21 protein-coding genes are annotated in these 23,894 nt (G+C 60.9%); all 21 read right to left on the bottom strand.

The window, feature by feature from the left end; all coding sequences use genetic code 11:
* Window positions 1-613 precede the first annotated feature (613 nt).
* The 21 genes from BMX59_RS13720 to flgJ all read right to left on the bottom strand — a co-directional run bounded on the left by BMX59_RS13720 (window position 614) and on the right by flgJ (window position 23,894).
* Window positions 614-961, bottom strand: coding sequence for an Hpt domain-containing protein (locus BMX59_RS13720; RefSeq protein ID WP_092243033.1), 348 nt, complete (start codon window positions 959-961; stop codon window positions 614-616).
* Between the two features lie 30 nt (window positions 962-991).
* Entirely contained in the window at window positions 992-2,710 is a 1,719-nt protein-coding gene (locus BMX59_RS13715; RefSeq protein ID WP_093122317.1) for an ATP-binding SpoIIE family protein phosphatase, read from the bottom strand.
* Window positions 2,707-3,009 carry an STAS domain-containing protein gene (locus BMX59_RS13710; protein ID WP_058424909.1) on the bottom strand — a complete coding sequence of 101 codons (303 nt, stop codon included), beginning with the start codon at window positions 3,007-3,009 and terminating at the stop codon, window positions 2,707-2,709. Before BMX59_RS13710 ends, BMX59_RS13715 begins: the two co-directional genes overlap by 4 nt.
* Before the next feature lie 65 nt (window positions 3,010-3,074).
* Window positions 3,075-3,524: a flagellar export protein FliJ gene (fliJ, locus tag BMX59_RS13705; RefSeq protein ID WP_071491280.1), complete on the bottom strand. Its 450-nt coding sequence runs from the start codon at window positions 3,522-3,524 to the stop codon at window positions 3,075-3,077.
* A 3-nt stretch (window positions 3,525-3,527) separates the two neighbouring features.
* Window positions 3,528-4,886, bottom strand: coding sequence for a flagellar protein export ATPase FliI (fliI, locus tag BMX59_RS13700; RefSeq protein WP_071493758.1), 1,359 nt, complete (start codon window positions 4,884-4,886; stop codon window positions 3,528-3,530).
* Window positions 4,876-5,640, bottom strand: coding sequence for a flagellar assembly protein FliH (gene fliH, locus BMX59_RS13695; RefSeq protein WP_071491282.1), 765 nt, complete (start codon window positions 5,638-5,640; stop codon window positions 4,876-4,878). Before fliH ends, fliI begins: the two co-directional genes overlap by 11 nt.
* Before the next feature lie 10 nt (window positions 5,641-5,650).
* A complete protein-coding gene (gene fliG / locus BMX59_RS13690) occupies window positions 5,651-6,670 on the bottom strand; it encodes a flagellar motor switch protein FliG (RefSeq protein WP_010208743.1) in 1,020 nt (339 codons plus the stop codon).
* Window positions 6,663-8,444 (bottom strand): flagellar basal-body MS-ring/collar protein FliF, encoded by a 1,782-nt coding sequence (gene fliF, locus BMX59_RS13685; RefSeq protein WP_092243027.1) that lies wholly within the window; start codon window positions 8,442-8,444, stop codon window positions 6,663-6,665. The genes fliG and fliF overlap by 8 nt, the downstream gene beginning before the upstream one ends.
* Window positions 8,445-8,460: 16 nt before the next feature.
* Window positions 8,461-8,790 carry a flagellar hook-basal body complex protein FliE gene (fliE, locus tag BMX59_RS13680; RefSeq protein ID WP_015885194.1) on the bottom strand — a complete coding sequence of 110 codons (330 nt, stop codon included), beginning with the start codon at window positions 8,788-8,790 and terminating at the stop codon, window positions 8,461-8,463.
* A gap of 132 nt (window positions 8,791-8,922) precedes the next feature.
* The gene (locus BMX59_RS13675) at window positions 8,923-10,299 is read right to left on the bottom strand and encodes a sigma-54-dependent transcriptional regulator (RefSeq protein ID WP_092243024.1); all 1,377 of its coding nucleotides are present in this window, start codon (window positions 10,297-10,299) and stop codon (window positions 8,923-8,925) included.
* A 6-nt stretch (window positions 10,300-10,305) separates the two neighbouring features.
* Window positions 10,306-11,517, bottom strand: a complete 1,212-nt coding sequence (locus BMX59_RS13670) for a sensor histidine kinase (RefSeq protein ID WP_093122564.1) — start codon at window positions 11,515-11,517, stop codon at window positions 10,306-10,308.
* A 110-nt stretch (window positions 11,518-11,627) separates the two neighbouring features.
* Window positions 11,628-13,103: a sigma-54 dependent transcriptional regulator gene (locus tag BMX59_RS13665; RefSeq protein ID WP_093122308.1), complete on the bottom strand. Its 1,476-nt coding sequence runs from the start codon at window positions 13,101-13,103 to the stop codon at window positions 11,628-11,630.
* A gap of 170 nt (window positions 13,104-13,273) precedes the next feature.
* Window positions 13,274-13,570: a flagellar protein FliT gene (locus BMX59_RS13660; RefSeq protein WP_071491286.1), complete on the bottom strand. Its 297-nt coding sequence runs from the start codon at window positions 13,568-13,570 to the stop codon at window positions 13,274-13,276.
* 26 nt (window positions 13,571-13,596) lie between these two features.
* Window positions 13,597-14,001 (bottom strand): flagellar export chaperone FliS, encoded by a 405-nt coding sequence (gene fliS, locus BMX59_RS13655; RefSeq protein WP_058424915.1) that lies wholly within the window; start codon window positions 13,999-14,001, stop codon window positions 13,597-13,599.
* A 141-nt stretch (window positions 14,002-14,142) separates the two neighbouring features.
* The gene (gene fliD / locus BMX59_RS13650) at window positions 14,143-15,546 is read right to left on the bottom strand and encodes a flagellar filament capping protein FliD (protein WP_093122305.1); all 1,404 of its coding nucleotides are present in this window, start codon (window positions 15,544-15,546) and stop codon (window positions 14,143-14,145) included.
* A gap of 81 nt (window positions 15,547-15,627) precedes the next feature.
* On the bottom strand, window positions 15,628-15,978 hold the full coding sequence (locus BMX59_RS13645; RefSeq protein WP_092243020.1) for a flagellar protein FlaG: 351 nt from the start codon (window positions 15,976-15,978) through the stop codon (window positions 15,628-15,630).
* Between the two features lie 74 nt (window positions 15,979-16,052).
* Window positions 16,053-17,468, bottom strand: coding sequence for a flagellin N-terminal helical domain-containing protein (locus tag BMX59_RS13640; RefSeq protein WP_092243322.1), 1,416 nt, complete (start codon window positions 17,466-17,468; stop codon window positions 16,053-16,055).
* Window positions 17,469-17,735: 267 nt separating this feature from the next.
* Window positions 17,736-18,665: a ketoacyl-ACP synthase III gene (locus tag BMX59_RS13635; protein ID WP_058424918.1), complete on the bottom strand. Its 930-nt coding sequence runs from the start codon at window positions 18,663-18,665 to the stop codon at window positions 17,736-17,738.
* 276 nt (window positions 18,666-18,941) lie between these two features.
* Window positions 18,942-20,543: a flagellar hook-associated protein 3 gene (locus BMX59_RS13630; RefSeq protein ID WP_092243017.1), complete on the bottom strand. Its 1,602-nt coding sequence runs from the start codon at window positions 20,541-20,543 to the stop codon at window positions 18,942-18,944.
* A 14-nt stretch (window positions 20,544-20,557) separates the two neighbouring features.
* Complete coding sequence (flgK, locus tag BMX59_RS13625) at window positions 20,558-22,612, bottom strand: flagellar hook-associated protein FlgK (protein ID WP_092243015.1); 2,055 nt, start codon at window positions 22,610-22,612, stop codon at window positions 20,558-20,560.
* A gap of 10 nt (window positions 22,613-22,622) precedes the next feature.
* Entirely contained in the window at window positions 22,623-23,894 is a 1,272-nt protein-coding gene (gene flgJ / locus BMX59_RS13620; RefSeq protein WP_093122301.1) for a flagellar assembly peptidoglycan hydrolase FlgJ, read from the bottom strand.

The following is a 23,894-nucleotide window of genomic DNA, read 5'->3' as shown; positions in this document are numbered from 1 at the left end:
AACCGGCATCCCTGCCGGTTTACCCCCCAAATCCCTGCCGAATTCCGGCCAGCGTGTTTGACGGGGCGCCTAAGATCAAAATCAAAAGCAAAGCGCGGCGGCCGAATAGCCGACCGAATCGTTGAAGCGTACGCGCTCCCCTGTAGGAGCAGGGCTTGCCCGCGAAGGTCGTTAACCATAACGCGGGAAGCCAGGATAAACGCGGCGCGCTGAATGGTTTTAGGGCTGCTTCGCAGCCCAACGCGGGGCAAGCCCGCTCGCCACAGTAAGTCGGCAACACAGTAAGTCGGTTACACAGAACAAAAACGTATCTACGATGCGCAGCGAGTCGCTCTTGCTTTTGATCTTCGGCGCCCCGTCAAACACGCTGGCCGAACGCAGGCTTGAATCCGTGGGTAACCCGGCAGGACGCCGGGTTAGCCGTCCTGGGCCATGGATGGCCCATGACGGCGGCCCACGGATTCAAGCCGGAGTGAGGGAACACCGAGCCTAGGCGAGGTGCCGAGTGTTGGGGCGAAGCGTTTTTGGTTACTTTTTGCGCTCTTCAAAAAGTGACCCGCTGTAAGAGCGGAACCATAAGCCGCCGTTACCGCAGCAACGGATATGTACTCAATCAAATCTGAAACCGCTGCCGCTCCGACTCATACAACGGCTTCACCAACGCAAACTCCCGATCAATCTGATCCACCAACTCCCCCAGATCCCCAACCACAGGCCCAACGGACTCAACCTCCAACCGCTGACACAACTGCGCCAACCTCACCGCCCCAAGGTTCCCACTGCTGCCCTTGAAGCTATGCGCAATCCGCCCCAACGCCTTCGCATCATCCCTGGCCTTGCGCAGCGCTTCGACGCGCTTCTGGGAATCATCGAGAAAGGTATCAAGCAACTTGGGATACTCGCCTTCCATGACTTCCTGCAAACCCGACAGCACCTCCGGGTCCAGATGTAGATCAACCACTTGCTCGCTCCTTGATCAAGAATCGGCGGATTATGCCAGAGCCTCCCAGGAAAACTCCACGCAGACACTGCGCCCGCCATCCGACCAGCGTACATCGCTGCTCAATTGGCGCACCAGGCTCAAGCCCCGGCCGGACAGACGGTCGATATCCAACGGCCGCGCCAGCACCTGTTCCACATCGAAACCGGGGCCGCTGTCCTCGACGCGCAGGGTCATCCTGCCACCCGCCTCCGTCGGTACCACCTGCACATGCACCCGTATATAGCCGCTGTTGAGTTGTGCCAGGCGGTCATTACGCAGACGGTAATACTCGGCAAACCCCTGGGCGTCACGCTTGAGCCGTGAATCCAGGCCCAGCACGCCGTGCTCCAGCGCATTGGAATACAGCTCCGCCATCACGCTGTACAGCGCCCCGCTCTGCTCGCGCAGGCCGTGGATCTCCAGCAGCAGTTGCAACAGGTACGGCAATGGGTTGTAACGCTTCAAGGTCTCTGCACGGAATTCGAAACTCACCGACCAATCCAGCGGACAAGACTGCCCACTGTCGGCATACAACGGCCCGCTCGCACGCAGTTGCTGGTCGACTTGCAGGGTGATCTCCACCATGCTCACGTCATCCCGCGCTTTGCCTCGGAAGGCCGCCAGCGCCTGTTCGATATCTTCAAACAGCCGATCAGGCTCGCGGTTGGCGGCGAACACCTGCTGCAAACGTTCAGCGCCGAACAGCTGCTCATTGGCGTCAGCGGTATCCAGCACGCCATCGGACAACAGGAACACCCGGTCACCCAGGGCCATGGGCCAGACCTCGGTGCGATCATCAAAGGCTTGCGCCGACAGCACACCCAACGGCAAATGCCGCGATTCCAGTGGCGTGCGTTTACCCGTGGCGATTTCATGCACATAGCCTTCGGGCATGCCGCCGTTCCACACCTCCACCACCCGCCGCTGCGTGCTCAGGCACAACAGGGTGGCGCAGCAGAACATGTCCACCGGCAGGATGCGCTTGAGCTTGGCGTTCATCTCGCGCAGGGTCTGTGCCAGGCCGTAGCCCTTGGCGGTCATGCCGTAGAACACTTCTGCCAGGGGCATGGCCCCCACCGCCGCCGGCAGGCCATGCCCGGTGAAGTCACCGAGCAGCACGTGCATGTCGCCGGACGGGGTGTAGGCAGCCAACAGCAAATCACCGTTGAACAACGCGTAGGGCGATTGCAGGTAGCGAATATTCGGCGCGGCGTTGATACAACCGGAATGGGCAACCTTGTCGAACACCGCCTTGGCCACCCGCTGCTCATGCAGGAGGTAATCATGGTGTTTGGCGATCAGGTCGCGTTGCTGCAAGACCGTGGCCTGCAACCGACGCAGGCGGTCCATGGCATTGATCTTCGCCGCGAGAATCAGCTGGTTGTAGGGCTTGGGCAGGAAGTCATCACCGCCGGCATCCAGGCACTGGGCCAGCGCTTCGCTCTCGCGCAGGGAGGTGAGGAAAATCAGCGGCACCAGCTCTTCACCCGCCAATTGCTTGATCCGCCGCGCCGCCTCAAAACCGTCCATCACCGGCATCAGCGCATCCATCAACACCAACTGCGGTCTCTCACGGGTAAACACCGCGACCGCTTCAGCACCGTTGGTGGCCGTGAGCACCTGGTGGCCCTGGCGTCGGATGATGGTCGACAGCAACAGCAGGTCGGCGGCGCTGTCTTCGGCGATCAGGATCGTCAGCGATTCAAGGACCGGGGCCAGGACGCTCAACTGATGTCGAACAGTTTGTCGAAGTTGGAGATACCGAGGATCTTGCGCACATCCGAATTGCTGTTGATCACCCGGATATCGGCGTCATCCCCGGCATGATCGCGCAGCAGCAACAGCATGCCGAGGGCGGAGCTGTCGAGGTAGGTCGTCTCTTTCAAGTCCACGACGTAGGTAGTGGGCACCTTGTAGAAACGCTCGTAGGCGTCACGAAACGCTTGATGGCTGCCGAAATCAAACCGGCCCTTGACCGCGATCGTCAACTTATTCCCATCCAGGGATACTTCTGACTCGACTGACATGTGACTGCTTCCTTGTCATTGGCAATGACACAAGGTTTAGCAGGTGCAGGGGATGTGGGCAACCTTCAATAGACGTCTTTGCGCGGCAAGCGCTGGGACAGCTCGTCGAGCAGCTTCTGCTCGCGCTTATCTTCAAGCGCCCGCGCTTCGTCGATATAGCGCTGCACCAGCTTGCGCAGACCTTCGACCCGGGCAAACGCGGCCTGCCAGCTCTCACGCGCCTTGTCGAGGTTGTTCTGGTGCCAGGCCAGGCTTTGGCGCTGCTGGCCGACGGCGGTTTCCAACTGGTTGAGAAAGCCCTGGTAACCCATCAGCCATTGGCCAGACACGCCCTTGCTGCCGCGCTCGATCCATTGCTGCTGGTACTCGCCGCGAAAACGCTCCAGGTCGCCCAGCTTGCTTTCCGCCAGGCGGACTTGCCCCTGGAAGTAACCCAGGCGCTGCACGGCGGTTTTCTCGGCCTTTTCGGCCATGTCCACCACCGGAGCCAGGCGCGCGGCGCGGCTGTTGGCCATGGCTTAGCCGCCCGGCGCCGGGGCGAAGATCGACTGCAGGTGCGCTTCGCTTTCGCCCATGCTGATCTTGTCGTTGAGGCCCTGGCGCAGGTACGTCACCAACTGCGGTTGCAGGGCGATGGCCAGGTCGGTGTCGCGATCACCGCCCGCCACGTAGGCGCCGACGCTGATCAAGTCGCGGCTCTGCTGGTAGCGCGACCACAGCTGCTTGAACTGTTGCGCCCGGGCCATGTGTTCCGGCGTAACCACCGCTGGCATCACCCGGCTGATGGACGCTTCGATGTCGATGGCCGGGTAGTGCCCTTCTTCCGCCAGGCGCCGTGACAGCACAATGTGGCCGTCGAGCACGCCCCGCGCCGAGTCGGCAATCGGGTCCTGCTGGTCATCGCCTTCGGACAATACGGTGTAGAACGCGGTGATCGAGCCACCACCGGCCTCGGCGTTACCGGCGCGCTCCACCAGCTTGGGCAGTTTGGCGAACACCGACGGCGGGTAACCCTTGGTCGCCGGCGGTTCGCCGATGGCCAGGGCGATTTCCCGCTGGGCCTGGGCGAAACGCGTGAGCGAATCCATCAGCAACAGGACGTTCTTGCCCTTGTCGCGGAAATATTCGGCGATGCGCGTGCAGTACATGGCGGCGCGCAACCGCATCAGCGGCGCATCGTCCGCTGGGGATGCAACCACCACCGAGCGCTTGAGGCCTTCTTCGCCGAGACTGTGCTCGATGAATTCCTTCACCTCGCGGCCCCGTTCGCCGATCAGCCCGACCACGATGATGTCGGCCTCGGTAAAGCGCGTCATCATGCCCAGCAACACCGATTTACCCACGCCGGTACCGGCGAACAGGCCCAGACGCTGGCCACGGCCGACCGTCAATAATCCGTTGATGCTGCGAATGCCAACGTCCAGCGGCACACTGATGGGGTTGCGGTTGAGCGGGTTGATGGTGGGACCGTCCATCGGCACCCAGTCTTCGGCCTTCATGCCGCCCTTGCCGTCCAGCGCACGACCGGCGCCGTCGAGTACGCGACCGAGCATGCTCATGCCCATCGGCAGGCGGCCGGTGTCGGCCAACGGCACCACACGGGCACCTGGGGCAATGCCCGCCAGGCTGCCCACGGGCATCAGGAAAATCTTGCTGCCGGAAAAGCCCATCACTTCGGCTTCGACCTGCACCGGGTGGTAGCTGTCGTCGTTGATCACCATGCAGCGGCTGCCCATGGCGGCGCGCAGGCCTTCGGCCTCAAGGGTCAGGCCGACCATGCGCAGCAGGCGTCCTTCGAGGATCGGCTGGCCGGGCAACTCCGTGGCCTCGGCGTAACCGCCCAGGCGCTTGGCGAAGCTGGTGCGGTCAAGGCGCATCGACGGCGTCCAGGTCCACGCTCAGATCAGGCTCGGCCGGGTGCAGGGCCTGTTCGTGGAGCTGATCAAACAGCTTGGCCATGATCTGGCTGATGCGGGTCTCCACCGTGGCATCGATGCGACTGTGTTCGGTTTCGACGCGGCAACCACCGGGCTGCAACGACGCGTCCTCGACGATGCGCCAGGTTTCTTCATGACGCTCGCGCAGGGCCTTGACCTGTTCGAAATCCTGCGGGTTGATGTACAGCCGCACGTTGCCGACGCCCAGGGGCAGCAGCTTGAGGGCTTCGCGCATCACGCTTTCGATATGACTGGAATCCAGCGCCAATTCGCGCTGGATCACCTGGCGGGCGATGTGCTGCACCAGGTCGACCATGGCCTTTTCGATCTGCGAATCCTGCTCGGCGATGGGGTCGAACAGCGTGCCCATCAAGCGTTCCAGGCTGGCCAGCTTGACGCTCAGGGCTTCCTCGGCCTCCTGGCGCACCTTGAGGGTGGTGCTGCGAAAACCGTCTTTTTCACCCGCCGCGAAGCCTTCGTTGTAGGCCTCCTGGCGGATGGCTTCCAATTCTTCCAGGGTCAGTGGCTGGACTTCATCCAGCGGCACTTCTTCCATTTCCACCGGAGGTTCTTCCACCGGTTCCGGCTCGGGTTCGGGCACATGCGGGTCGAAGCTGGGCAACGACCAGATGTCGAACCCACCGACGTCCCGTGCGCGAATCAGATCGCTGGGCGCCTCATCTTTGTTCGACATGGGAAGCGCCTTAGATCATTTCTTCGCCGCCCTTCCCGCCGAGAACGATTTCTCCGGCTTCGGCCATACGGCGGGCAATGGTGAGGATTTCTTTCTGCGCGGTTTCCACGTCGCTGACGCGTACCGGGCCCTTGGCTTCCAGGTCGTCGCGCAACAGTTCCGAGGCACGCTTGGACATGTTCTTGAAGATCTTCTCTTTGACGTTCTCGTCCGAACCCTTGAGGGCCAGCACCAGCACGTCCGAGGACACTTCGCGCAGCAACGCCTGGATGCCGCGGTCGTCGACATCGGAGAGGTTGTTGAACACGAACATGAGGTCTTCGATCTGACCGGACAGGGTGTCGTCGATCTCGCGGATCGAGTCCATCAACTGGCCTTCGACCGAGCTGTCGAGGAAGTTCATGATGTCTGCCGCACGCTTGATACCACCCAGGGTGGTGCGCGAGGCGTTCGAGTTGCCGGAGAACTGCTTCTCCAGAATCGTGTTGAGTTCTTTCAGCGCCGCCGGCTGCACGGTGTTCAGCGACGACACGCGCAGGATGATGTCCAGGCGCACTTTATGGTCGAAGTGGCCGAGCACTTCACCGGCCTGGTCGGGGTCGAGATACGCCACCACGATCGCCTGGATCTGCGGGTGTTCGTAGCGGATCACGTCGGCGACGGCACGCGGCTCCATCCATTTCAGGCTGTCGAGGCCGCTGGTGTTGCCACCGAGCAGGATGCGGTCGATCAGGCCGTTGGCCTTGTCTTCGCCCAGGGCCGAGGTGAGCATCTTGCGGATGTAGCTGTCGGAGCCGACGCCCAGGCTGGTCTGGTCGCCGACGATCTCGACGAACTCGCTCATCACCTGCTCGACCTGCTCGCGGTGCACATTGCGCATCTGCGCCATGGCCACGCCCACCCGTTGAACCTCTTTGGGCCCCATGTGGCGCAGCACTTGGGCGGCGTCGGTTTCACCCAGGGACAGCAGCAGGACTGCGGCTTTGTCGACCTTGGTGAGCTTGGCAACAGCGGCTCGATTATCACTCATCTGCGTTGATCCACTCTTTCACGACCTGGGCCACACGGCCCGGGTCTTCTGCCACCAGACTCTTGATTGCGTTCAGCTGAGCGTCGTAACCCTCGCTCGGGCTTGGCAACAGGATGCTTTGCGGGCCGCCGAGGCTGACGCGGTCGTTGGCCAGTTCGCCGTCCAGGCCGCCCATGCCACCCAACTCGACGTCGCTGCCACCATAGGCCGCCAGTTGTTTCTTGCCGTTGCCGGTGATGTTGTTGAGCACCGGGCGCAGCACGCCGAACACCAGCACCAGGATGAACAACACACCCAGCACCTGCTTGACGATGTCCCAGAACCACGGCTGCGAGTAGAACGCCGGCTCGGCGATCACTTCGCCACGCTCGGCAGAGAACGGCATGTTGATCACGCTGACGCTGTCACCCCGGCTGGCGTCAAAACCGACGGCGTCCTGCACCAGGCGCGTGAAGCGCGCCAATTCGTCGGCGCTCCATGGGGCACGGGTAACGGCGCCATCGGCGGCATTGACCTTGACCTGGTCATCCACCACCACCGATACCGACAGGCGATTGACGCGGCCTTGTTGCTGCTTGGTATGGCTGATGGAACGGTCGAGTTCGAAGTTCTTGGTCGACTGGTTACGCTTGTCCGCCGGGTACGGCGCGAGCATCGGCTGCCCAGTGGCCGGGTCCATGATCTGTTGGCCATTGGCGTCCAGCAGCGGCTGGCCTGGCTGGATGGCGCCAGCGCTGGCCGTAGCGCCACCGGTGGTTTGCGGAGCCGAGGCCGGGGCCGGCGGCTGGTTGCTCAGGGCGCCCGGTACGCCTTGTGGCGGGCCGTTGGCAGCGGTGCGTTGTTCGCTGGTGGACTGCTCGCTGCGCAACGCCGGCTGGTCCGGGTTGAACTGCTCGGAGGTCGATTCGACGGCGCTGAAGTCCACATCGGCGGACACTTCCGCCTTGTAGCGGTCGTTGCCCAGCACCGGCTGCAGGATGTTGTGCACACGCTGGGTGAGCATGCTTTCCACACGACGGCTGTAGTCGAACTGCTTGCCGGCCTGGGTCAGCGCGGAGTTTTCCGCCTGGTCGGACAGCAGGTTGCCCTTCTGGTCGACCACGGTGATTTGCGACTTGCTCAGCTCAGGCACGCTGGTGGCGACCAGGTTGACGATCGCCAGCACCTGGCCTGGCTCCAGGGAGCGGCCGGCAAACAGTTCCACCAATACCGAGGCACTGGGCTTGCGCTCATCGCGCACAAACACCGAGCTTTTCGGAATGGCCAGGTGCACGCGGGCACCCTTGACGTTGTTCAGGCTGGAGATGGTGCGCGCCAGTTCACCTTCCAGGCCACGACGGTAGCGGGTGGCTTCCATGAACTGGCTGGTGCCCAGGCCCTGGTCCTTGTCGAGGATTTCGAAACCGATATTGGCGTCGGACGGGGTGACGCCGGCCGCCGCGAGTTTCATGCGTGCACGGGCCACATCGTCGGCCTTGACCAGCAGCGCCCCGGAGTTGGGCTCCACGGTGTAGGCGATGTCGGCGGCGGCCAGGGTTTCCATGATCTGCTTGGAATCCATGCCCGCCAGGCTGCCGTACAGCGGCCGGTAATCCGGTTGCTGCGACCACAGCACCACGGCAAAACCAATCGCCACGCTCGCTGCCAGGCCGACCATCAGGCCCACCTGACGCAACATGGTCATTTCGGAGAGGTTTTCCAGGAACGACAGGCCAAACAGCGGCGGCTTGCCGTCTGCCTTGGCGGGTGCGTTGTCCACGACTGCTTCTGCCATGACTTAAATCTCGTCCTTAAACCGGCATCTGCATGATGTCTTGGTAAGCCTGAACCAGCTTGTTACGCACCTGGGTCAACGCCTGGAACGACACGCTGGCCTTCTGCGAGGCGACCATCACATCGGTGAGGTCCACGCCGCTTTTGCCGATCTCGAACGCGTTGGCCAATTGGCTGGAGGCTTGCTGGGTATCACTGACTTTGTTGATGGCCTGGCCGAGCATGTCGGCGAAGCTGCTTTGGCCCAATTCCGGCGCAGGCGCGACGGATTTCGGTTGAGCCATGGCATCCATTTGCATGGAGCGCATATCCAACATCAACCGATTGAACTCAATACCCTGGCTCATGAACTTCTCTCTCCGACAACCCGCATGTTTTTTGACGCTACGCCGCAATTACTAGGTGAAGTAGCAACAAGGGTGCCAGCTCTGGTTCAACTCGTAAGAAAAGGCGACAAACCTTGTCCGCCTTGTTACCGATTATGTGGCGAACAGATATGCCTCGACGTCCATGCCGGCGTCACGCATCTGCGCCAGCTTGTAGCGCAAGGTCCGCGGGCTGATCCCCAGGCGCTCGGCGGCCTCTTTGCGGCGGCCGCGCTCGGCGCGCAGGGTGTCGATGATCATCTGGAATTCGCGGCGACGCAGGTCGTCGCCCAACGCACCGGCGGTTTCGGTTTCGACCACCACGGGCGCAGGCGCCAGGGTCGGCAGCGGCGCAACCCCGCTGCCCATGGCCAGGCAGAAATCCTGGGGCTGGATCAGGCCGCCCTGCTGCAGGATCAACGCACGCTGGATGGCGTTGTCCAGTTCCCGGACGTTTCCCGGCCACGGATAGGCGACCAGGCAAGCCTGGGCCTCGGCCGACAGGCGTGCCTGGGCATGCTTCATTTTTTTGACGTGGTTGCCCAGCAGGCGCTCGGCCAGTGGAATGATGTCCGCCGGGCGCTCGCGCAACGGGCGCCAGGCCAGGGGAAAGACCGAGAGACGGTAGAACAAGTCTTCACGGAAGCGCCCCGCCGCCACTTCGCCCGCCAGGTCACGGTTGGTGGTGGCGACCACGCGGATATCCAGCTGGATCGGCTTGCGTGCGCCAACGCGCTCTACTTCACGCTCTTGCAGCACCCGCAGCAACTTGGCTTGCAGGCCCAGGGGCATTTCCGAAATTTCATCGAGCAAAATCGTGCCGCCATCCGCCTGCTCGAACTTGCCCGCCTGAGCCGCAATAGCGCCGGTGAACGAGCCTTTTTCGTGGCCGAACAGCGTGGCTTCGAGCATGTTGTCGGGGATCGCCGCGCAGTTGATTGCGATAAACGGCTGCTTGGCGCGGGTCGATTGCTGGTGGATGTAGCGGGCCAGCACCTCCTTGCCGGTGCCGGACTCGCCGGAAATCAGCACGGTGGAATCACTGCGCGCCACGCGGGCAGCCAGCTCCAGCAATTGTGCGCTGGCCGGTTCGAAGGCAATCGGACCTTCGCCGTCGCTGGCCGGGATCACGCCCAGGGCATGCCGTGCGACCAGTTCGATCAAGGCTTTGGGTTCGAACGGTTTGACCAGGTAATCCGCCGCACCCTGGCGCATCGCGTCGACTGCACGTTCCACAGCGCCGTGGGCGGTCATCAGCAACACCGGCAACTGTGGCTGACGCGCGCGCAGCACACCGAGCAACTGGTGGCCGTCCATGCCCGGCATGTTCACGTCGCTCACCACCAGGCTGAAGGACTCTTGCTCCACTGCCTCCAAGGCGTCCTCGGCAGAACCGACCGCCCGGTAGTCATGGCCCGCCAACAGCAGCGTGTCGGCCAATGCTTCACGCAGCGCGCGATCGTCTTCCACCAACAGAACCTTGATAGCCATAACCGTTTACTCCGTGCTTGCCGCGCATGAAAACAGCGGCAAGGTCATCAATGCACAGGTGCCACGCCCGACACGGGAATGCAGCTGCAATTCTCCCTGATGGGCACGCGCCACTGCCTTGACCACGGTCAGGCCCAGGCCCGTACCGTTGGTCTTGGTGGTGAAAAAAGGTTCGCCCAGGCGCTGCAATACGGCAGGCTCAATACCGCTGCCGCTGTCGCTGATGCACAGGCGCAGGGTTTGTTCGCGGCTGTACAGGTGCACCTTGAGCCGCGCACCAGGGCCGCTGGCCTGGGTAGCGTTTTCGATCAGGTTGAGCAGCGAACCGACAAGGGTGTCGCGGTTGCACAGCAGCTCGCCGAGATGGCTGTCGCACTGCCAACGCACTTGCACGTCTTGAATGTGGGTGGCGGCCGCCGCTTGCAGCGCCTGCATCAACTCGGTAGGTGTGATGCGGTCGGTCAGCGGCAATTCACCACGGGCAAACACCAGCATGTCGCGCACCTGGTGCTCCAACTCATGCAGGCGCTCCTTGAGGCGCCCGGCAAAACGCTGATGGGTGGCCGCAGGCAGTTGTTCATCAGTCAAATGACTGGCGTAGATCAACGCCGCCGACAACGGCGTGCGGATCTGATGTGCCAGAGAAGCGACCATGCGCCCCAGCGAGGACAAACGTTCGTGGCGCGCCAATTGATCTTGCAGGTGACGGGTTTCAGTCAGGTCGTTGAGCAGCACCAACTGGCCCGGCTCCGCGTCCAGGGCGCGCGTGGCGATGGACAAGCGGCGACCGTCCTTGAGCGAAATTTCATGGCCATCGTCTTCACGCGGCGCAAAGCAGCGGGTGATTACGTGACGCCACAGCTCGCCTTCCAGAGGCAGGCCAAGCATGTCACAGGCCGCCGGGTTGGCTTCACGCACGCGACCTTCTTCGTCGATGACGATCACGCCACCGGGCAACAGCGACAGCAGGTTTTGCAGGCGGTTGGCCAGGCGCTCCTTCTCGGCCAACTCTTCCATGCGCTGGGCACTGACCACCGCCAACTCGCCCTTGAGCTCCGAAACACGGGCTTCGAGCAGACTGTAGGAATCGGTCAATTGGCTGGACATCTGGTTGAACAGCGAAAACGCCTGCTCCAGGCCCTGGCGGCTTTGCTGTTCTACAGAGGGAACCAGGCCTGCAAGGGCAGGACTGGAAGAATGTTGGGCGGCGTGGGGCATCATGCTCTCTCGCTTGGCTGACCGTCAGTTAAACGGAACGTTGCGAGGGCTGTAGCAATACCCGTGCCGAAAAAAAACCACTGAAGTTTCAGTGATTTAAAAAACAGGCGTCAATCATCCGCCTGTTCGTCACCTTCTTTGCGGCTCATGCCGTACTTGCGCATCTTCTCCACCAGGGTGGTTCGACGAATGCGCAGGCGCTCGGCGGCACGGGCGACGATGCCGTTGGCGTCGTCCAGAGCCTGCTGGATCAGGCCTTGCTCCAGGTTGCCGAGGTAGTCCTTCAAGTCCAGGCCTTCGGGCGGCAGCATGGCGGTAGAGCCGAAGTCCGGGGCATGACCGTTGATGGCCACCCGCTCCTCCAGGTCGCTGCGCAGGCTGTCGACCAGTTGCTCGTCTTCGTCGTCGACGTAGCGGAATTTCTTCGGCAGCTCGACCACGCCGATCACACCGTAGGGGTGCATGATCGCCATGCGCTCCACCAGGTTGGCCAGCTCGCGCACGTTGCCCGGCCAGCCGTGGCGGCACAGGGACATGATTGCGGCGGAATTGAAACGGATCGAACCGCGCTTTTCGTGCTCCATGCGCGAGATCAGTTCGTTCATCAGCAACGGGATGTCCTCCACGCGCTCGCGCAGCGGGGCCATCTCGATCGGGAATACGTTGAGGCGGTAGTACAGGTCTTCGCGGAAGCTGCCGACCTCGATCATGCTTTCGAGGTTCTTGTGGGTGGCCGCGATGATGCGCACGTCAACGCTCTGGGTCTTGTTGCTGCCCACGCGCTCGAAGGTACGCTCCTGCAACACGCGCAGCAGCTTGACCTGCATCGGCAGCGGCATGTCGCCGATCTCGTCGAGGAACAGGGTGCCGCCGTTGGCCAGCTCGAAACGCCCGGCACGGCTGGTGATCGCCCCGGTAAAGGCGCCCTTCTCGTGGCCGAACAATTCGCTTTCAAGCAGCTCTGCCGGAATCGCCCCGCAGTTGACCGGCACAAAGGGCCCGTCGCGGCGCTTGGAGTGATAGTGCAGGTTGCGCGCAACCACTTCCTTGCCGGTGCCCGACTCGCCGAGGATCAACACGCTGGCGTCGGTATCGGCCACTTGCTGCATCATCTGGCGCACGTGCTGGATGGCGCGGCTGGTGCCGACCAGGCTGCGGAACAGGTTGGGTTCGCGATGGCGACCGCGCTCGCGGGCCTGGTCGTACATCTCGCGATAGACCTGGGCACGGTGCAGGGAGTCGAGCAATTTGCTGTAGCTGGGCGGCATTTCAAGGGTGGAAAGCACCCGGCGGCGCTGGTCTTCTGGCAGTTCGACAGAAGAAATATCGCCCATCAGCAACACGGGAAGGAACTCATCCCAGGTTGACAGTGTCTTTAACAAGCCCAAAACAGCGCCAGGAGCATTTACCGTCCCGATCAGCACACAAATGACTTCACGGCTCGATGACAATGAGCTGACCGCCTGCTGCCAGTCATGGCTGCCGCAGGGCAAATTTTCTTCGCCAAGAAAATTCAAAATCACCGCTAAATCGCGGCGGCGGACGCTATCGTCATCAATCAGCAGAATTTTGGTTTCACGCCACATGCAATAGCAACTTCCCTAGTAAAACTTCCTGCCCCGAAGTGAGGGCAATCGAGACGCCTGTAAGACTTTGTACCTTACTAGACGTCTGAAATCTGAAAACAGCACTAGTTAAGTCAAAAATGCTGGCACAGTCAAATATATGACGCGCCCATCGGACCAACTGCGGCTCTTCAGCCGAACAGATGGTAAACCTTTGACGCATTTTTCGCTTGGTTGATCTGCGACATCTCCTCGAAAATCGCCTGCCGCTCGCCCGTCGTCACCTCGAGCAATTGCTGGTAAACCGCCAGCAGCCCCTCAAGCTTTTCGCGCAACGCATCCTCGTCTACCGGCGCTTCGCTGAGCACCTCGTCGATGACATGACGACAGCCCAGGTCCAGCTCGCCGATGGCGTCCCAGTTGCGGTCCGCCAGCGCGCCCATCAGCGCCTCACGGGTTTCATCAATGCGTTGCAATGCTTGGCTCATGACGTGTTCCTCAAGGCCGCTTGGCCTTATTGTGCAGCGCCTTGTGGCGCGCCGATGGCATCCCAGCCTTCTTTCACGGTAATCAGCAAACGGGCGACTTCGTCAATCATGTCGGCGTCGTTGTGCAGATTGGCCTCCATCAAACGGTTGGTCATGTACACGTACAGACCTTCCAGTTGCTGAACGTATTCCTTGTTGTCGCTTTTTTCCGCGCTCAGGCCATCACGAAGCCCGATGAGGATGTCGGCGGCCTTGCCCAGCATCAGGCCCTTCGCGGCGATATCACCACGTGCCAACGCACCTTTGGCCTGCGCCATACGGTCGAGCCCACCCTCCATCAGCATTTGCACCAGGCGGTGCGGGCTGGCTTCGGAGATCTGGGCATGGGAATTGACCTTCTGGTATTGGCGAAGGGCTCTCATGGGATTCATTTTTCTACCTCGTGACAGGCAACAGCGAGATGGGTTGCAGTAACCATTATGTCGACTGGATCGCAAAAAACTTTAACCCGTCGGCCTTATGAAGAACAAAGCCCAGGTCAATGGACCCGGGCTTTTTCAATCCGCATTCAATCAGCTATCACTGCTTTGTGATTTGCTGATGGCATTTAGCGTACCGAGGATACTGTTGCTCTGCTGGCGCAGTTGCGCCACCAGCGTATCCATGGCGGTGTACTTGCGGGTCAAGGAGTCTTGCATGGTGGTGAGGCGTTCATCCAACGCAACTTGCTGCTTGTTGAGGTCTTTAAGGCTGTCGGACAACGACGTTGAACGCGTGGCCAGGATCCCGGTGGTGGCCTTGGCATAGCCATCGGTCGCCGCCGTCAGGCGCGCGAGCAGGCCGGTCTTGCCGCTGAAGATACTGTTGATGTCGGCGGCGTTTGTCAGTACGGCTTTGTCCCACTGTTTGGCATCAATGCTCAGCGCGCCGGTGTCCTGGTCGGTGGTAACACCGAACTGGGCCAGGGATTTCAAGGTGCCGTTGCCGGACAATGCGTTGAACTCGTTGCGGATCGCCGCCTGCAAGGTGCGCATGGTCGAGTCACCGGTCAAAGTGGCGGCGACGGAGTTACCGGCGGCATCCTTGGTCACCTTGGTCTCGGCGTTCATTGCCTTGAGCAGGGCGTTGTAGGTGTCGACGAAGCCTTTGACCCCGGACTTGAGGGCGGTGGTGCTGGTGCTGACGGAAATGGTCAAAGCATTGCGAGCCGTAGACGCGGTATCCGAAGGCGTGGTCAAGGGCGACACAGAGAGCAACTTGATGCTCACACCACTCACTGCATCCGTGATGCTGTTGGTCTTGGACTCTGCAGCAATACCGTCAATGGTGTACTTGGCGTTCTTCGGCTCGCTGACCACTGTGTAACCGGTATCAATCCCCGAGTTGCCCGACATCGTCAGATCGGAACCAACACCGGAGTTGGTGGAGGTCAGGATAAGACGCGAACCATTGGAGTCGGTGAGGATGTTGGCACTCAGGCCTGCGGTGCCGAACTGCGAGTTGATCGAGTCACGCACCTGTTGCAGGGTCGCGCCGGCCGGCACCTTCAGGTCGAAGTTCTTGCCAGACTGGCTGATCGTCAGCGTCGTTGGGGTGGTGCCACTGTTCACGACCGTCGACTGGCCGCTGGCGAAGCTCTTGGTCGACAGCTTCGACGGCGTCGCCAACTGGTTGACGACCAGCGAGAAGCTACCGCTCGCCGCACCCTGGTTGGCCGTCATGGTGGCGACCTTTTCGTCCGAAGACGTACCGGTCAAGCCACTGAAGCTGTTATCGGTGCCCATGTTGGCCAGCGCACCCCGGAAGGCATCCAGGGCTGCCTGGATCTTGCCGATCGACGACAGCTGGGTGGTTGCCTTTTGCGACTGGATGTTGATCTGAGCCTGCTTAGGCGCTCGCTCGGCATCCACCAGGGATTTCACAATCGCCTGAGTGTCGAAACCCGACCCCACGCCGGTAATCGTTGTACCCGCCATCATCTTTCTCCTGTTCCGGTGGCTGCCGTTATCTTGACGACTAGCGCTTCAAGCGGTGACAGCAACAAGTTTCATGCCAGTTCACGCCTTGTCGTCAAACAACACATGACTGGCGCTGGCCAGACTCTGTGCCAGTTTCAAGGCCGTTTCCGAAGGAATCTGTCGGATCACTTCACCGGTGTCGGTGGCAATGACCTTGACTACGACCCTATGGGTAGAATCGTCAATGGAAAAGTCCAGGTTGCGCTGGGCCGCTTGTACGAATTCTTTAATATCGGTGACCGCTTTTTCCAGGCTGTCCTTTTGGGACTTGCCTGCGGTTGGCGCGGCCGCTTCAACCTTAGTCTTGTCTTTATCCGCAACCACAGGTGCCGGAGTGCCTTGAGGGGCCAGCGGCGGATAAGACAAGTTCAGTTTTACACTCATGTCCATGCCCAATCTCCTCTGATTGGAAAAGACGAAAGGGCACGTAAACGCGCCCTTCCGTCATTCACCACGCGTCGCTATTACTGAAGCAGCTTCAGTACAGCGGATGGCAGTTGGTTAGCCTGCGACAGGATCGCAGTGGAAGCCGACTGCAGGGTTTGCTGCTTGGTCAGTTCAGCGGCTTCGGAAGCGAAGTCGACGTCCTGGATGGTGGAACGAGCAGCGGTGCTGTTTTTCTGGATGTTGGACAGGTTGTCCACAGTGCTGGTCAGACGGTTCTGTACCGCACCCAGGCCCGAACGGGAGCTGGAGATGGTAGCGATAGCCTGGTCGATCACGGACACAGCGTTCTGGGCCTTGGTGGCGTCAGTCACGTCAGTTTGCGATACGGAGGTCTTGGTCGAAGCAGCCGAAGTAGCGGCACCGAAGACACCGGTCACACCAGCGCCTTCCAGGGAGTAACCCTTGGCGGAGTCCAGGTTCACTGCACCGGTAGCGATGATGCCGTCAGCCAGGGCGGTAGCAGTACCGTAAGCGCCCGAACCGTCTTTGGTGGCAACAGTGATGGTGCCGGCAGCGGTCGAAGCGCTGAAGGCCAGGTTTTCACCGGTGTCGGATTTAACCGACAGAGTGCCTTTGGACTCGTCGTAGTTAACGCTGATACCCAGTTTGGCGGAGTTCGACTTCAGTTGGTCAGCCAGGCTGGCAGTGTCTTTTACGCCAACGAACGTGGTGGCTTGGCCGCCAACGGTCATGGTGAACGAAGCTGGAGCGGTAGCAGCACCGGCGCCGACTACGAACTGAGCTTCAGTGCTGGCGGTAGCGCTCAGGCCACCGACGGCGCCGTTCAGCTGGGCAGCGATGGTTTTAGCGGAAGCAGCAGCAGCAACAGTGACGCTGCTAGTCTGGCCGTTACCGGTCACTGCGATTGCGCCGCCAGCTACACCAGCACCTGGAGTGATGCCGATGCTCTTCACCTGCTGCGAACCGATATTGTTGGCAGCAACGTTATCCAGGGACAGGTTGATGGTTTCGTTAGCGTTGGCGCCAACCTGGATCGACTTGGTACCGTACGAACCGTCCAGCAGCTTCTGGCCACCGAAAGTAGTGGTTTGGGCGATACGGGTCAGTTCCGAAGTCAGAGCCTGGTATTCGTCGTTGTTCGACTTACGGTCGTCGGAGCTCAGGGAGCCGGTAGCCGAGGACAGAGCCAGGGTACGCATTTTTTGCAGAATGTCGGTCGAAGCCTGCATTGCGCCTTCAGCGGTCTGCGCGATGGAGATACCATCGTTGGCGTTCTTTACAGCTTGACCCAGGCCGTTGATCTGGCTGGTCATACGGCTGGCGATACCCAGGCCGGCGGCGTCGTCTTTAGCGCTGTTGATACGCAGGCCGGAAGACAGGCGCTGCATGGAAGTGGCCAGGGCGCCGCCAGCTTTGTTCAGGTTGCCCTGAGTAGTGATCGAAGCAATGTTGGTGTTTACTGTTAAAGCCATGACGAAATCCTCGTTGGATGGATACTGCGGCTTCCGGCCCTGGCAACCGCCGGGTGTGGCCTGAGAACCTACGTAATAGTTATCGTCGTGGTAGCCGGTTGCTTGAGGATTTTTTTCGATTTTTTTGCTGGCGTCGTGCCACTCCTTGCAATTCAAGGGCTTACGCAGGCAAAAAAGCCCGATTTCATTGGGTTTTCTGGCGCCAAATAAAAAACGCCGATGCTCTTTCGAGTATCGGCGTTTTTTTTGTGCTACCGGTTCAAGGTGTCACGGGCGATAGAGAATCGCCGAGCCCCACGACAGGCCCACACCAAAACCGCTGATGGCCACGCGCTTCCAGGTGGCGTCCATCACATGCTTTTCCAGCAGCAGCGGAATGCTCGACGACACCGTGTTGCCGGTCTCGACCATGTCCTTGATGAACTTGTCCACCGGCGCATCTTCAAAACGACGCGCCACGGCGTCGACAATCGCCGCACTGCCCTGGTGAATGCAGAACGCATCGATGTCGTCGGCCTTGAGGTCCGACTCATCGAGCAGCTCATGCAAATGCGCCGGTACCTTGAGCAAGGCGAAGTTGAACACTTGGCGGCCGTTCATGAAGAACACGCCATCGCTGACCTTCAGGTGCGGGGCGCCGGAACCGTCGGTGCCGAACTTGGACTTGCCGAGCAACCACGGCGCGTCTTCGCCCATCCAGGTAGCCGTAGCGGCATCGCCGAACAGCATGGTGGTGTTGCGGTCTTCCGGGTCGACGATCTTGGAATACGGGTCAGCGGTGACCAGCAGGCCGTTTTTCAAGCCGGCGGCTTCCATGAAGCCCTTCATCGCATAGATGCCGTAGACGTAACCGGAACAACCCAGGGAGATATCAAAGGCCGCGACGTGGGTCGGCAGGCCGAGCTTGTCCTGGACGATGGCCGCCGTGTGGGGCAAGCCCTCTTCATCACCGTTCTGGGTGACGACGATCAGCGCGTCGATCGACTCGCGCTTCAAATCCGGGTTGTTGGCAAACAAAGCGTTGACCGCCTCGACACACAGATCGGAAGTTTCCTGCGCGGCTTCCTTGCGCGGCAGGAACGCCGACCCGATCTTGCCAATGATGAATTCTTCATCCTTGGCGAATTTGGCACCCTGGGCGTAGTTATCGATCCCGTCTGCCGGCACGTAACTGGCGATGCTTTTTATGCCAATCATTGTGGCTTCCCAATACTAAATAGCTGGAGAACACCCCTGGGACTACGCCCGGAGTGCTGACAATAAAGGGGATAACCCCATAAAAATCTCGCTGAAAGCCGCCACGTAAGGACCCTGTGACGACTTATCCTTTTCACACGATACAGTGAAGATGCGCTTTATGACTCACAGGTCACTCAATTGTGTGTGCTTTATGCAAAACCTTCAAACAATTAAACCCCAGAAACGACAACGGCCCGCCGTGTTTCCAGGGCGGGCCGCTTGACGTGAAGCCACTTACATCTTGTTGAACAGGCTCAACTGCGAGATTTTCACGAAGGCCAGCTGGGAGGCTTGCAGCATGGTTTGCTGCAGCGCCAGGTTGATGGCCGCTTCACCCATGTCGATGTTGGCCAGATCACTCATCGTGCTGGTCGTGGCAATGCTGATGCTTGAGTTCTCACTGGCCTGGATCTCCAAGGCATTCTGCCGCGCCCCGACGGAACCCCGCACATTGACGATCTGGGACATCGAATTGGCCAGGTTGGCGATGGCCGAGTTCATGGCATCCTTGAGCTTGACCGTCGCTGCCGGGTTGCCGTCGGCCGGCGCCTCCAGCGCCTTGCGCAACTGGCCCAGGGTATCCAGCGCATTCTGGGTCTTCTGGGTATTGGCACCCACAGAGAACTGATCGCCTGGCTGTGGCGGGCCGCTGCTCACGTCAAACGTCACGCCGGCCGCCGTCACCGTGGTACCGCCGCCGGTATCGCCGGTGGCGATCGCCTTGCTGGCGCTCGAATAGGGCTGGGCATACACCTCATAGGCCGTCGCGCTGGTGAACTTGATGATCGCCCCGCTGTTGGACGGGAACGTGCTGGCATAGTCCGCCTGATTGGTAACCTGGGCGCCGGTCAGCTGTGCGCTCGATAGATTGCTCGGCGTACGCGAGACGCTGAACGTGTCCGGCTTGGCCTCCAGGCTGAAGGTACGGTCCTTGACCAACGCATCGGAGTTGGCGCCCGGCGCCACGTCCCCGAGGTTCATGGTGATATCGAACTTCACCCCCCGCAGTGCAACGCTGGTGCTGCCTTCCTTGGTGGCGTCGAACGTACCATTGCCCGGTATCTCGGAAGTCACGTCATTGCCGTTCTTGTCAGACACCTTGTATTGCGTGCTGCTGGTAAAGGTCAGCTTGTAAGGCTGGCCGTCGGCGAATTTGTTGGCGTAGTCGCCGCTCGATGTCACCAGCCCGGCCGAAAGCGCCACCTTGTGGTCATTGACCGTAGGCGGCACGGTCTGCGGGTTCGGCGCAACCCAGGGGGCCTGGGTGCGACCGGCGTTGGCCGCGCCTTCAAGGATGGTCTTGCCGGTATCACCCGCGCTGACATTCAGCGTATTGGAAATCTGCAGGCTCAGCGGGGTTTCATCCCCCTGGTAGCTGTAGGTGCCATCGTTGTTGCGCGCATACGGCGGCGTCTGGGTCTTGGAGCCGGAAAACAAGTAGTTGCCGGCCGAGTCCTTGCTGTTGAGCAGGCCCAGGACCTGATCTTCAATCGCACCGACCTCACTGGCAATCGAGCGACGATCGGCATCACTGCCGACACCACCGGCCTTGAGTGCCAGCTCCGTGGCCCGCTGCATGGCTTCACTGATCGCACCTAAAACACTCTCTTCGTTAGTCAGCGAGTTTTTCAAGCTGGTGATGTTGCCAGTGGACTGGGCCACCATGTCTTTCTGCTGCTGCAGCATCAACAACCGCGCCGCCGCCACAGGATCATCCGCGGCGGTCTGTACACGCACGCCGGAGCTGGCCTGGTCCTGGGCCTTCACCACACCCGAATAGTTATCCGAATACTTGGCGGAACTGGTCTCGAAATACTGCTGTGTAGAAATACGCATCGTCCCAGGCTCCCTTAAAGACTATTGATCAATGTGCTGAAGGTTTCTTGCGCAGCCTTGATGATCTGCGACGATGCCGTGTAGTACTGCTGGAACTTGATCATGTCGCCCGCCTCTTCGTCCAGGTTGACCTGGGACACCGAGTTGCGCGCATTCTTGTTGGCGGTCAGCAATGCGTTCGTCGCCGTGCTGTCCGTACCGGCAGCCGCCGCTTTCGCGCCGACGGTAGATACCAACTTGCTATTGGCCCCTACGAGGCTGGTGCCACCGGTGCCATCGGCGGCCGTGCCGATGGTCGCCTTGGTTTGCAGGCCGAGCAGCTCAAGGGCGTTGCGGTTGTCGGACTTGCCGGAGGCATTGAACGAGAACGTCGTGCTGTCGCCGTTGGCCGGCGAACCGCCCACCGTGGTGTCGAAACTGAAGCTCTTGGCCGGCACCACCAGGGCACCGTTGGCATCGCGCATCGGCACGTTGATCGTGACCTTGTTGCCCTGCCCCGGAACAATGCTGCCGGTGCCGATCGGGTTGCCCTGGGCATCATTGAGTGTATACGGCTGGGTGCCGTCGGCTGCCGGCTTGCCGAATACCATCTTCACCGGCATCGAATGTTCAATCCCCGTGCGCAACTGGGCAGTGGCGGCGCCGCCCTGGATATCCAAAGGCACCGTCAGGGTCGGCGGGGTAAACGTGCCGGTACCTTCGTTGGTCTTACTGGCCTGCCCGGATAGTGGCGCGGCAAAAGCGATCTTGTTCGGATCCGTCATCACGGTGCCAATGTCCTTGGCACCATTGGCGGTCGGGCTGACCTTGAAGCTGTCCCCGGTAGCCATCGGCCCCTTGCCGTCGAGCGCCAACGTGAAACCATCGATCACGGCCGGTGGCGTGGCGGTGACGTCAAAGGTCCCCATGGCCTTGCCATCGGAACGCACCACGGTGACGTTGTTCGGGTTGGCGCTGTCGTTGAAGGTGACCTTGTAATCGAAATTGGTCAGCTTGCTGCTGTCCTTGATCGACACGTTCAGGTTGCCGGAACCCGCGCTGTTGCCACCCGAAGCCTGGCTGCGCTGGGCAATGGCCGCGGCGCTGTTGATGTCCTTGAACAGCGAGCTGCCGAACTGGCCGTTGAGGTCCAGGCCCTGGCCCAACTGGTTGTTGATGGTGTCTGCGGTGGCGATGGCGATGCGCCCCAGGTCATTGATGGCAGGCATCAGGACATCGCTGCGATAACGCAACAGACCGCCGATGCTACCGCCGCTGAGCACGTTGCCCAGATCGAGCGACTCACCGCCGCCCACGTTGAGCTGGATGGTGAACTGGCTGGTGTCGTTCTTGCTCGGTACGGCGGAGATGGTGTTGAACTGGTCACCCAATACCAGCGACTGGCCGGAACCGGTGCTGACGCTGAAGATGCCATTCTTCTCGGTGGCGGTCACGCCGACCAATTCGTTCAGCGAACGCACGGCTTCGGCACGCGCGTCCAACAGGTTGGCCGGGGCCGTGTTCGACGAACCCTGCACCTGGGCGATCTGCTTGTTGAGCGAGGCAATGGACGACGTCAGCTTGTTGACCTGGTCGCTCATCGACGACAGCTGGCTGTTGATGGTTTCTTTCTGCTGGCCCAACTGTGTAGAGATCGAGTTGAAGCGATTGCTCAGCGTCTGCGCCTTGGTGATCAACACCTGGCGGGCCGAGACATCGCTCGGGTTGCCCGAGGCAGTCTGCACGGCCGAGAAGAACTCACTGAGCACAGCCGACATACCGGTGGTCTTGTCCGACAGGGTCTTGTCGACAGCGCTGACCTGGTCGAGGTAAGCCTTGGCATCGCTGTTGAGCGAGGTGCTGTTCTGGTAGGCCGCGTCGAGGAACTCGTTATACACCCGGCGCACATCGGCCAGGGTGGTACCGCTGCCGATGTACACACCACCGTACTGGTTGGCCGCACTGGCGTTCTGGGTGGTCTGCTGACGCGAATAACCCGGAGTATTGGCGTTGGCAATGTTATTACTCAAGACCGACAGCGATCCTTGAGAGGCATTGAGCCCTGACATCCCGATACTGAGCAAACTCATGGTTCAGACCTTATAAATGTGTGGTTGCGCCAGCGGCAGCGTAATTCTGGTAACTGTCCATCGTTTTGGCGATCTGCGAAATCTTGCTGGCATAGGCCGGGTCGGTGGCGTAACCGGCTTTTTGCAACTCGCGGACAAACTGTTCCGGGTTGTCGGCCGATTTGATGACTTCTTTATAGCGATCATTGCTTTGCAGCAAGGTCACCAGGTCGTGGAAGCTGTCCTGGTATGAGGCGTAGGAACGGAACTGCGCCGTTTCCTTGACCATCGCCCCATCCCGGAACTCGCTGGTGATCGCACGTGCCTGGCCGCCCTGCCAACTCTGGCCGGCCTTGATGCCGAACAGGTTGTGGCTGCTGCTACCGTCTTCGGCGCGCATCACCGATTTACCCCAACCGGTTTCCAGGGCAGCCTGGGCCACCAGGTATTTCGGATCGACACCGATGCGCGCCGCGGCGGCCTTGGCCATCGGCAACATGGTGGCGACAAATTCATCCTGCGAACTGAAGGCCTTCTTCGCCGGCGCCAAGGGTGGCTGGGCCACGGCGCGACCGTACACCTGCATGCGCCCGCTCGGCACGGCGAAGGTGCGCGCGCTGCTGTTGATCACGTTGTCGTCGGCCACGCTGTTACGCAGCGGCGCGCTTTTGGCATCGATAGCAACGGGCGCGTTGGGCACGATGCCGGCCAGCAGGCGATCGGTCAGCTTGCTCGGCAAGGCGATGCGACGCTGGTTCATCAGCTCCATGTCATTGCTGTGGGACGCCGCAGCGCCGGCCTGCGGCTCAGCCACGCGGTACGCCCACAACGGACGCTGGCCATTGGAGCGGCCCAGCGGCCCTTCGGCCTGGGTGCCTGCCGCGATTTCCGTCGGCACGTCGACCTTCTTCGCAGGCTCGGCAGCCGCCGGACCTTGCAAGGTGGCGGCCTGGGCCTCCACCGGCTTGTTCTTCTGCATCTGGCGCATCAGCACGTCGGCCAGGCCGATACCACCGCCCTCGCGGGACATCGAGACGGCCAACTGCTGGTCGTACATTTCCTGGTACTGCTTGGCGGCCGGCGTGTTCATCGGGTTGTCTTTACCCAGCGCCTCGGTAGCCGAACGCATGGACTTGAGCATCTCGCTCAAGAACAGCGATTCGAACTCCTGCGCGACCTTGCGCATGTTGCCTTCGCTGTTCTTGTCGGCACCGACCTTGAGCTGGTTAAGCCGGTTCAGGTCGGAGTAAGACCCCGAATCCGCCGTGCTGCTGATCCCGCTCTTGCGCATATCCATGACCAT

Source organism: Pseudomonas sp. NFR09 (genome assembly GCF_900111535.1).
GTDB lineage: Bacteria > Pseudomonadota > Gammaproteobacteria > Pseudomonadales > Pseudomonadaceae > Aquipseudomonas > Aquipseudomonas extremorientalis.
Note: the sequence above shows the minus strand (reverse complement) of the source record. Positions and strands in the feature narration are given on the sequence as shown.

Coding starts and splice junctions, on each gene's coding strand:
- BMX59_RS13710 (WP_058424909.1), bottom strand. CDS start 3,009: ATGTCAGTCGAGTCAGAAGTATCCCTGGATGGGAATAAGTTGACGATC.
- fliJ (WP_071491280.1), bottom strand. CDS start 3,524: ATGGCCAACAGCCGCGCCGCGCGCCTGGCTCCGGTGGTGGACATGGCC.
- fliI (WP_071493758.1), bottom strand. CDS start 4,886: ATGCGCCTTGACCGCACCAGCTTCGCCAAGCGCCTGGGCGGTTACGCC.
- fliH (WP_071491282.1), bottom strand. CDS start 5,640: ATGTCGAACAAAGATGAGGCGCCCAGCGATCTGATTCGCGCACGGGAC.
- fliG (WP_010208743.1), bottom strand. CDS start 6,670: ATGAGTGATAATCGAGCCGCTGTTGCCAAGCTCACCAAGGTCGACAAA.
- fliF (WP_092243027.1), bottom strand. CDS start 8,444: ATGGCAGAAGCAGTCGTGGACAACGCACCCGCCAAGGCAGACGGCAAG.
- fliE (WP_015885194.1), bottom strand. CDS start 8,790: ATGAGCCAGGGTATTGAGTTCAATCGGTTGATGTTGGATATGCGCTCC.
- BMX59_RS13675 (WP_092243024.1), bottom strand. CDS start 10,299: ATGGCTATCAAGGTTCTGTTGGTGGAAGACGATCGCGCGCTGCGTGAA.
- BMX59_RS13670 (WP_093122564.1), bottom strand. CDS start 11,517: ATGCCCCACGCCGCCCAACATTCTTCCAGTCCTGCCCTTGCAGGCCTG.
- BMX59_RS13665 (WP_093122308.1), bottom strand. CDS start 13,103: ATGTGGCGTGAAACCAAAATTCTGCTGATTGATGACGATAGCGTCCGC.
- BMX59_RS13660 (WP_071491286.1), bottom strand. CDS start 13,570: ATGAGCCAAGCATTGCAACGCATTGATGAAACCCGTGAGGCGCTGATG.
- fliS (WP_058424915.1), bottom strand. CDS start 14,001: ATGAATCCCATGAGAGCCCTTCGCCAATACCAGAAGGTCAATTCCCAT.
- fliD (WP_093122305.1), bottom strand. CDS start 15,546: ATGGCGGGTACAACGATTACCGGCGTGGGGTCGGGTTTCGACACTCAG.
- BMX59_RS13645 (WP_092243020.1), bottom strand. CDS start 15,978: ATGGACATGAGTGTAAAACTGAACTTGTCTTATCCGCCGCTGGCCCCT.
- BMX59_RS13640 (WP_092243322.1), bottom strand. CDS start 17,468: ATGGCTTTAACAGTAAACACCAACATTGCTTCGATCACTACTCAGGGC.
- BMX59_RS13635 (WP_058424918.1), bottom strand. CDS start 18,665: ATGATTGGCATAAAAAGCATCGCCAGTTACGTGCCGGCAGACGGGATC.
- BMX59_RS13630 (WP_092243017.1), bottom strand. CDS start 20,543: ATGCGTATTTCTACACAGCAGTATTTCGAGACCAGTTCCGCCAAGTAT.
- flgK (WP_092243015.1), bottom strand. CDS start 22,612: ATGAGTTTGCTCAGTATCGGGATGTCAGGGCTCAATGCCTCTCAAGGA.
- flgJ (WP_093122301.1), bottom strand. CDS start 23,894: ATGGTCATGGATATGCGCAAGAGCGGGATCAGCAGCACGGCGGATTCG.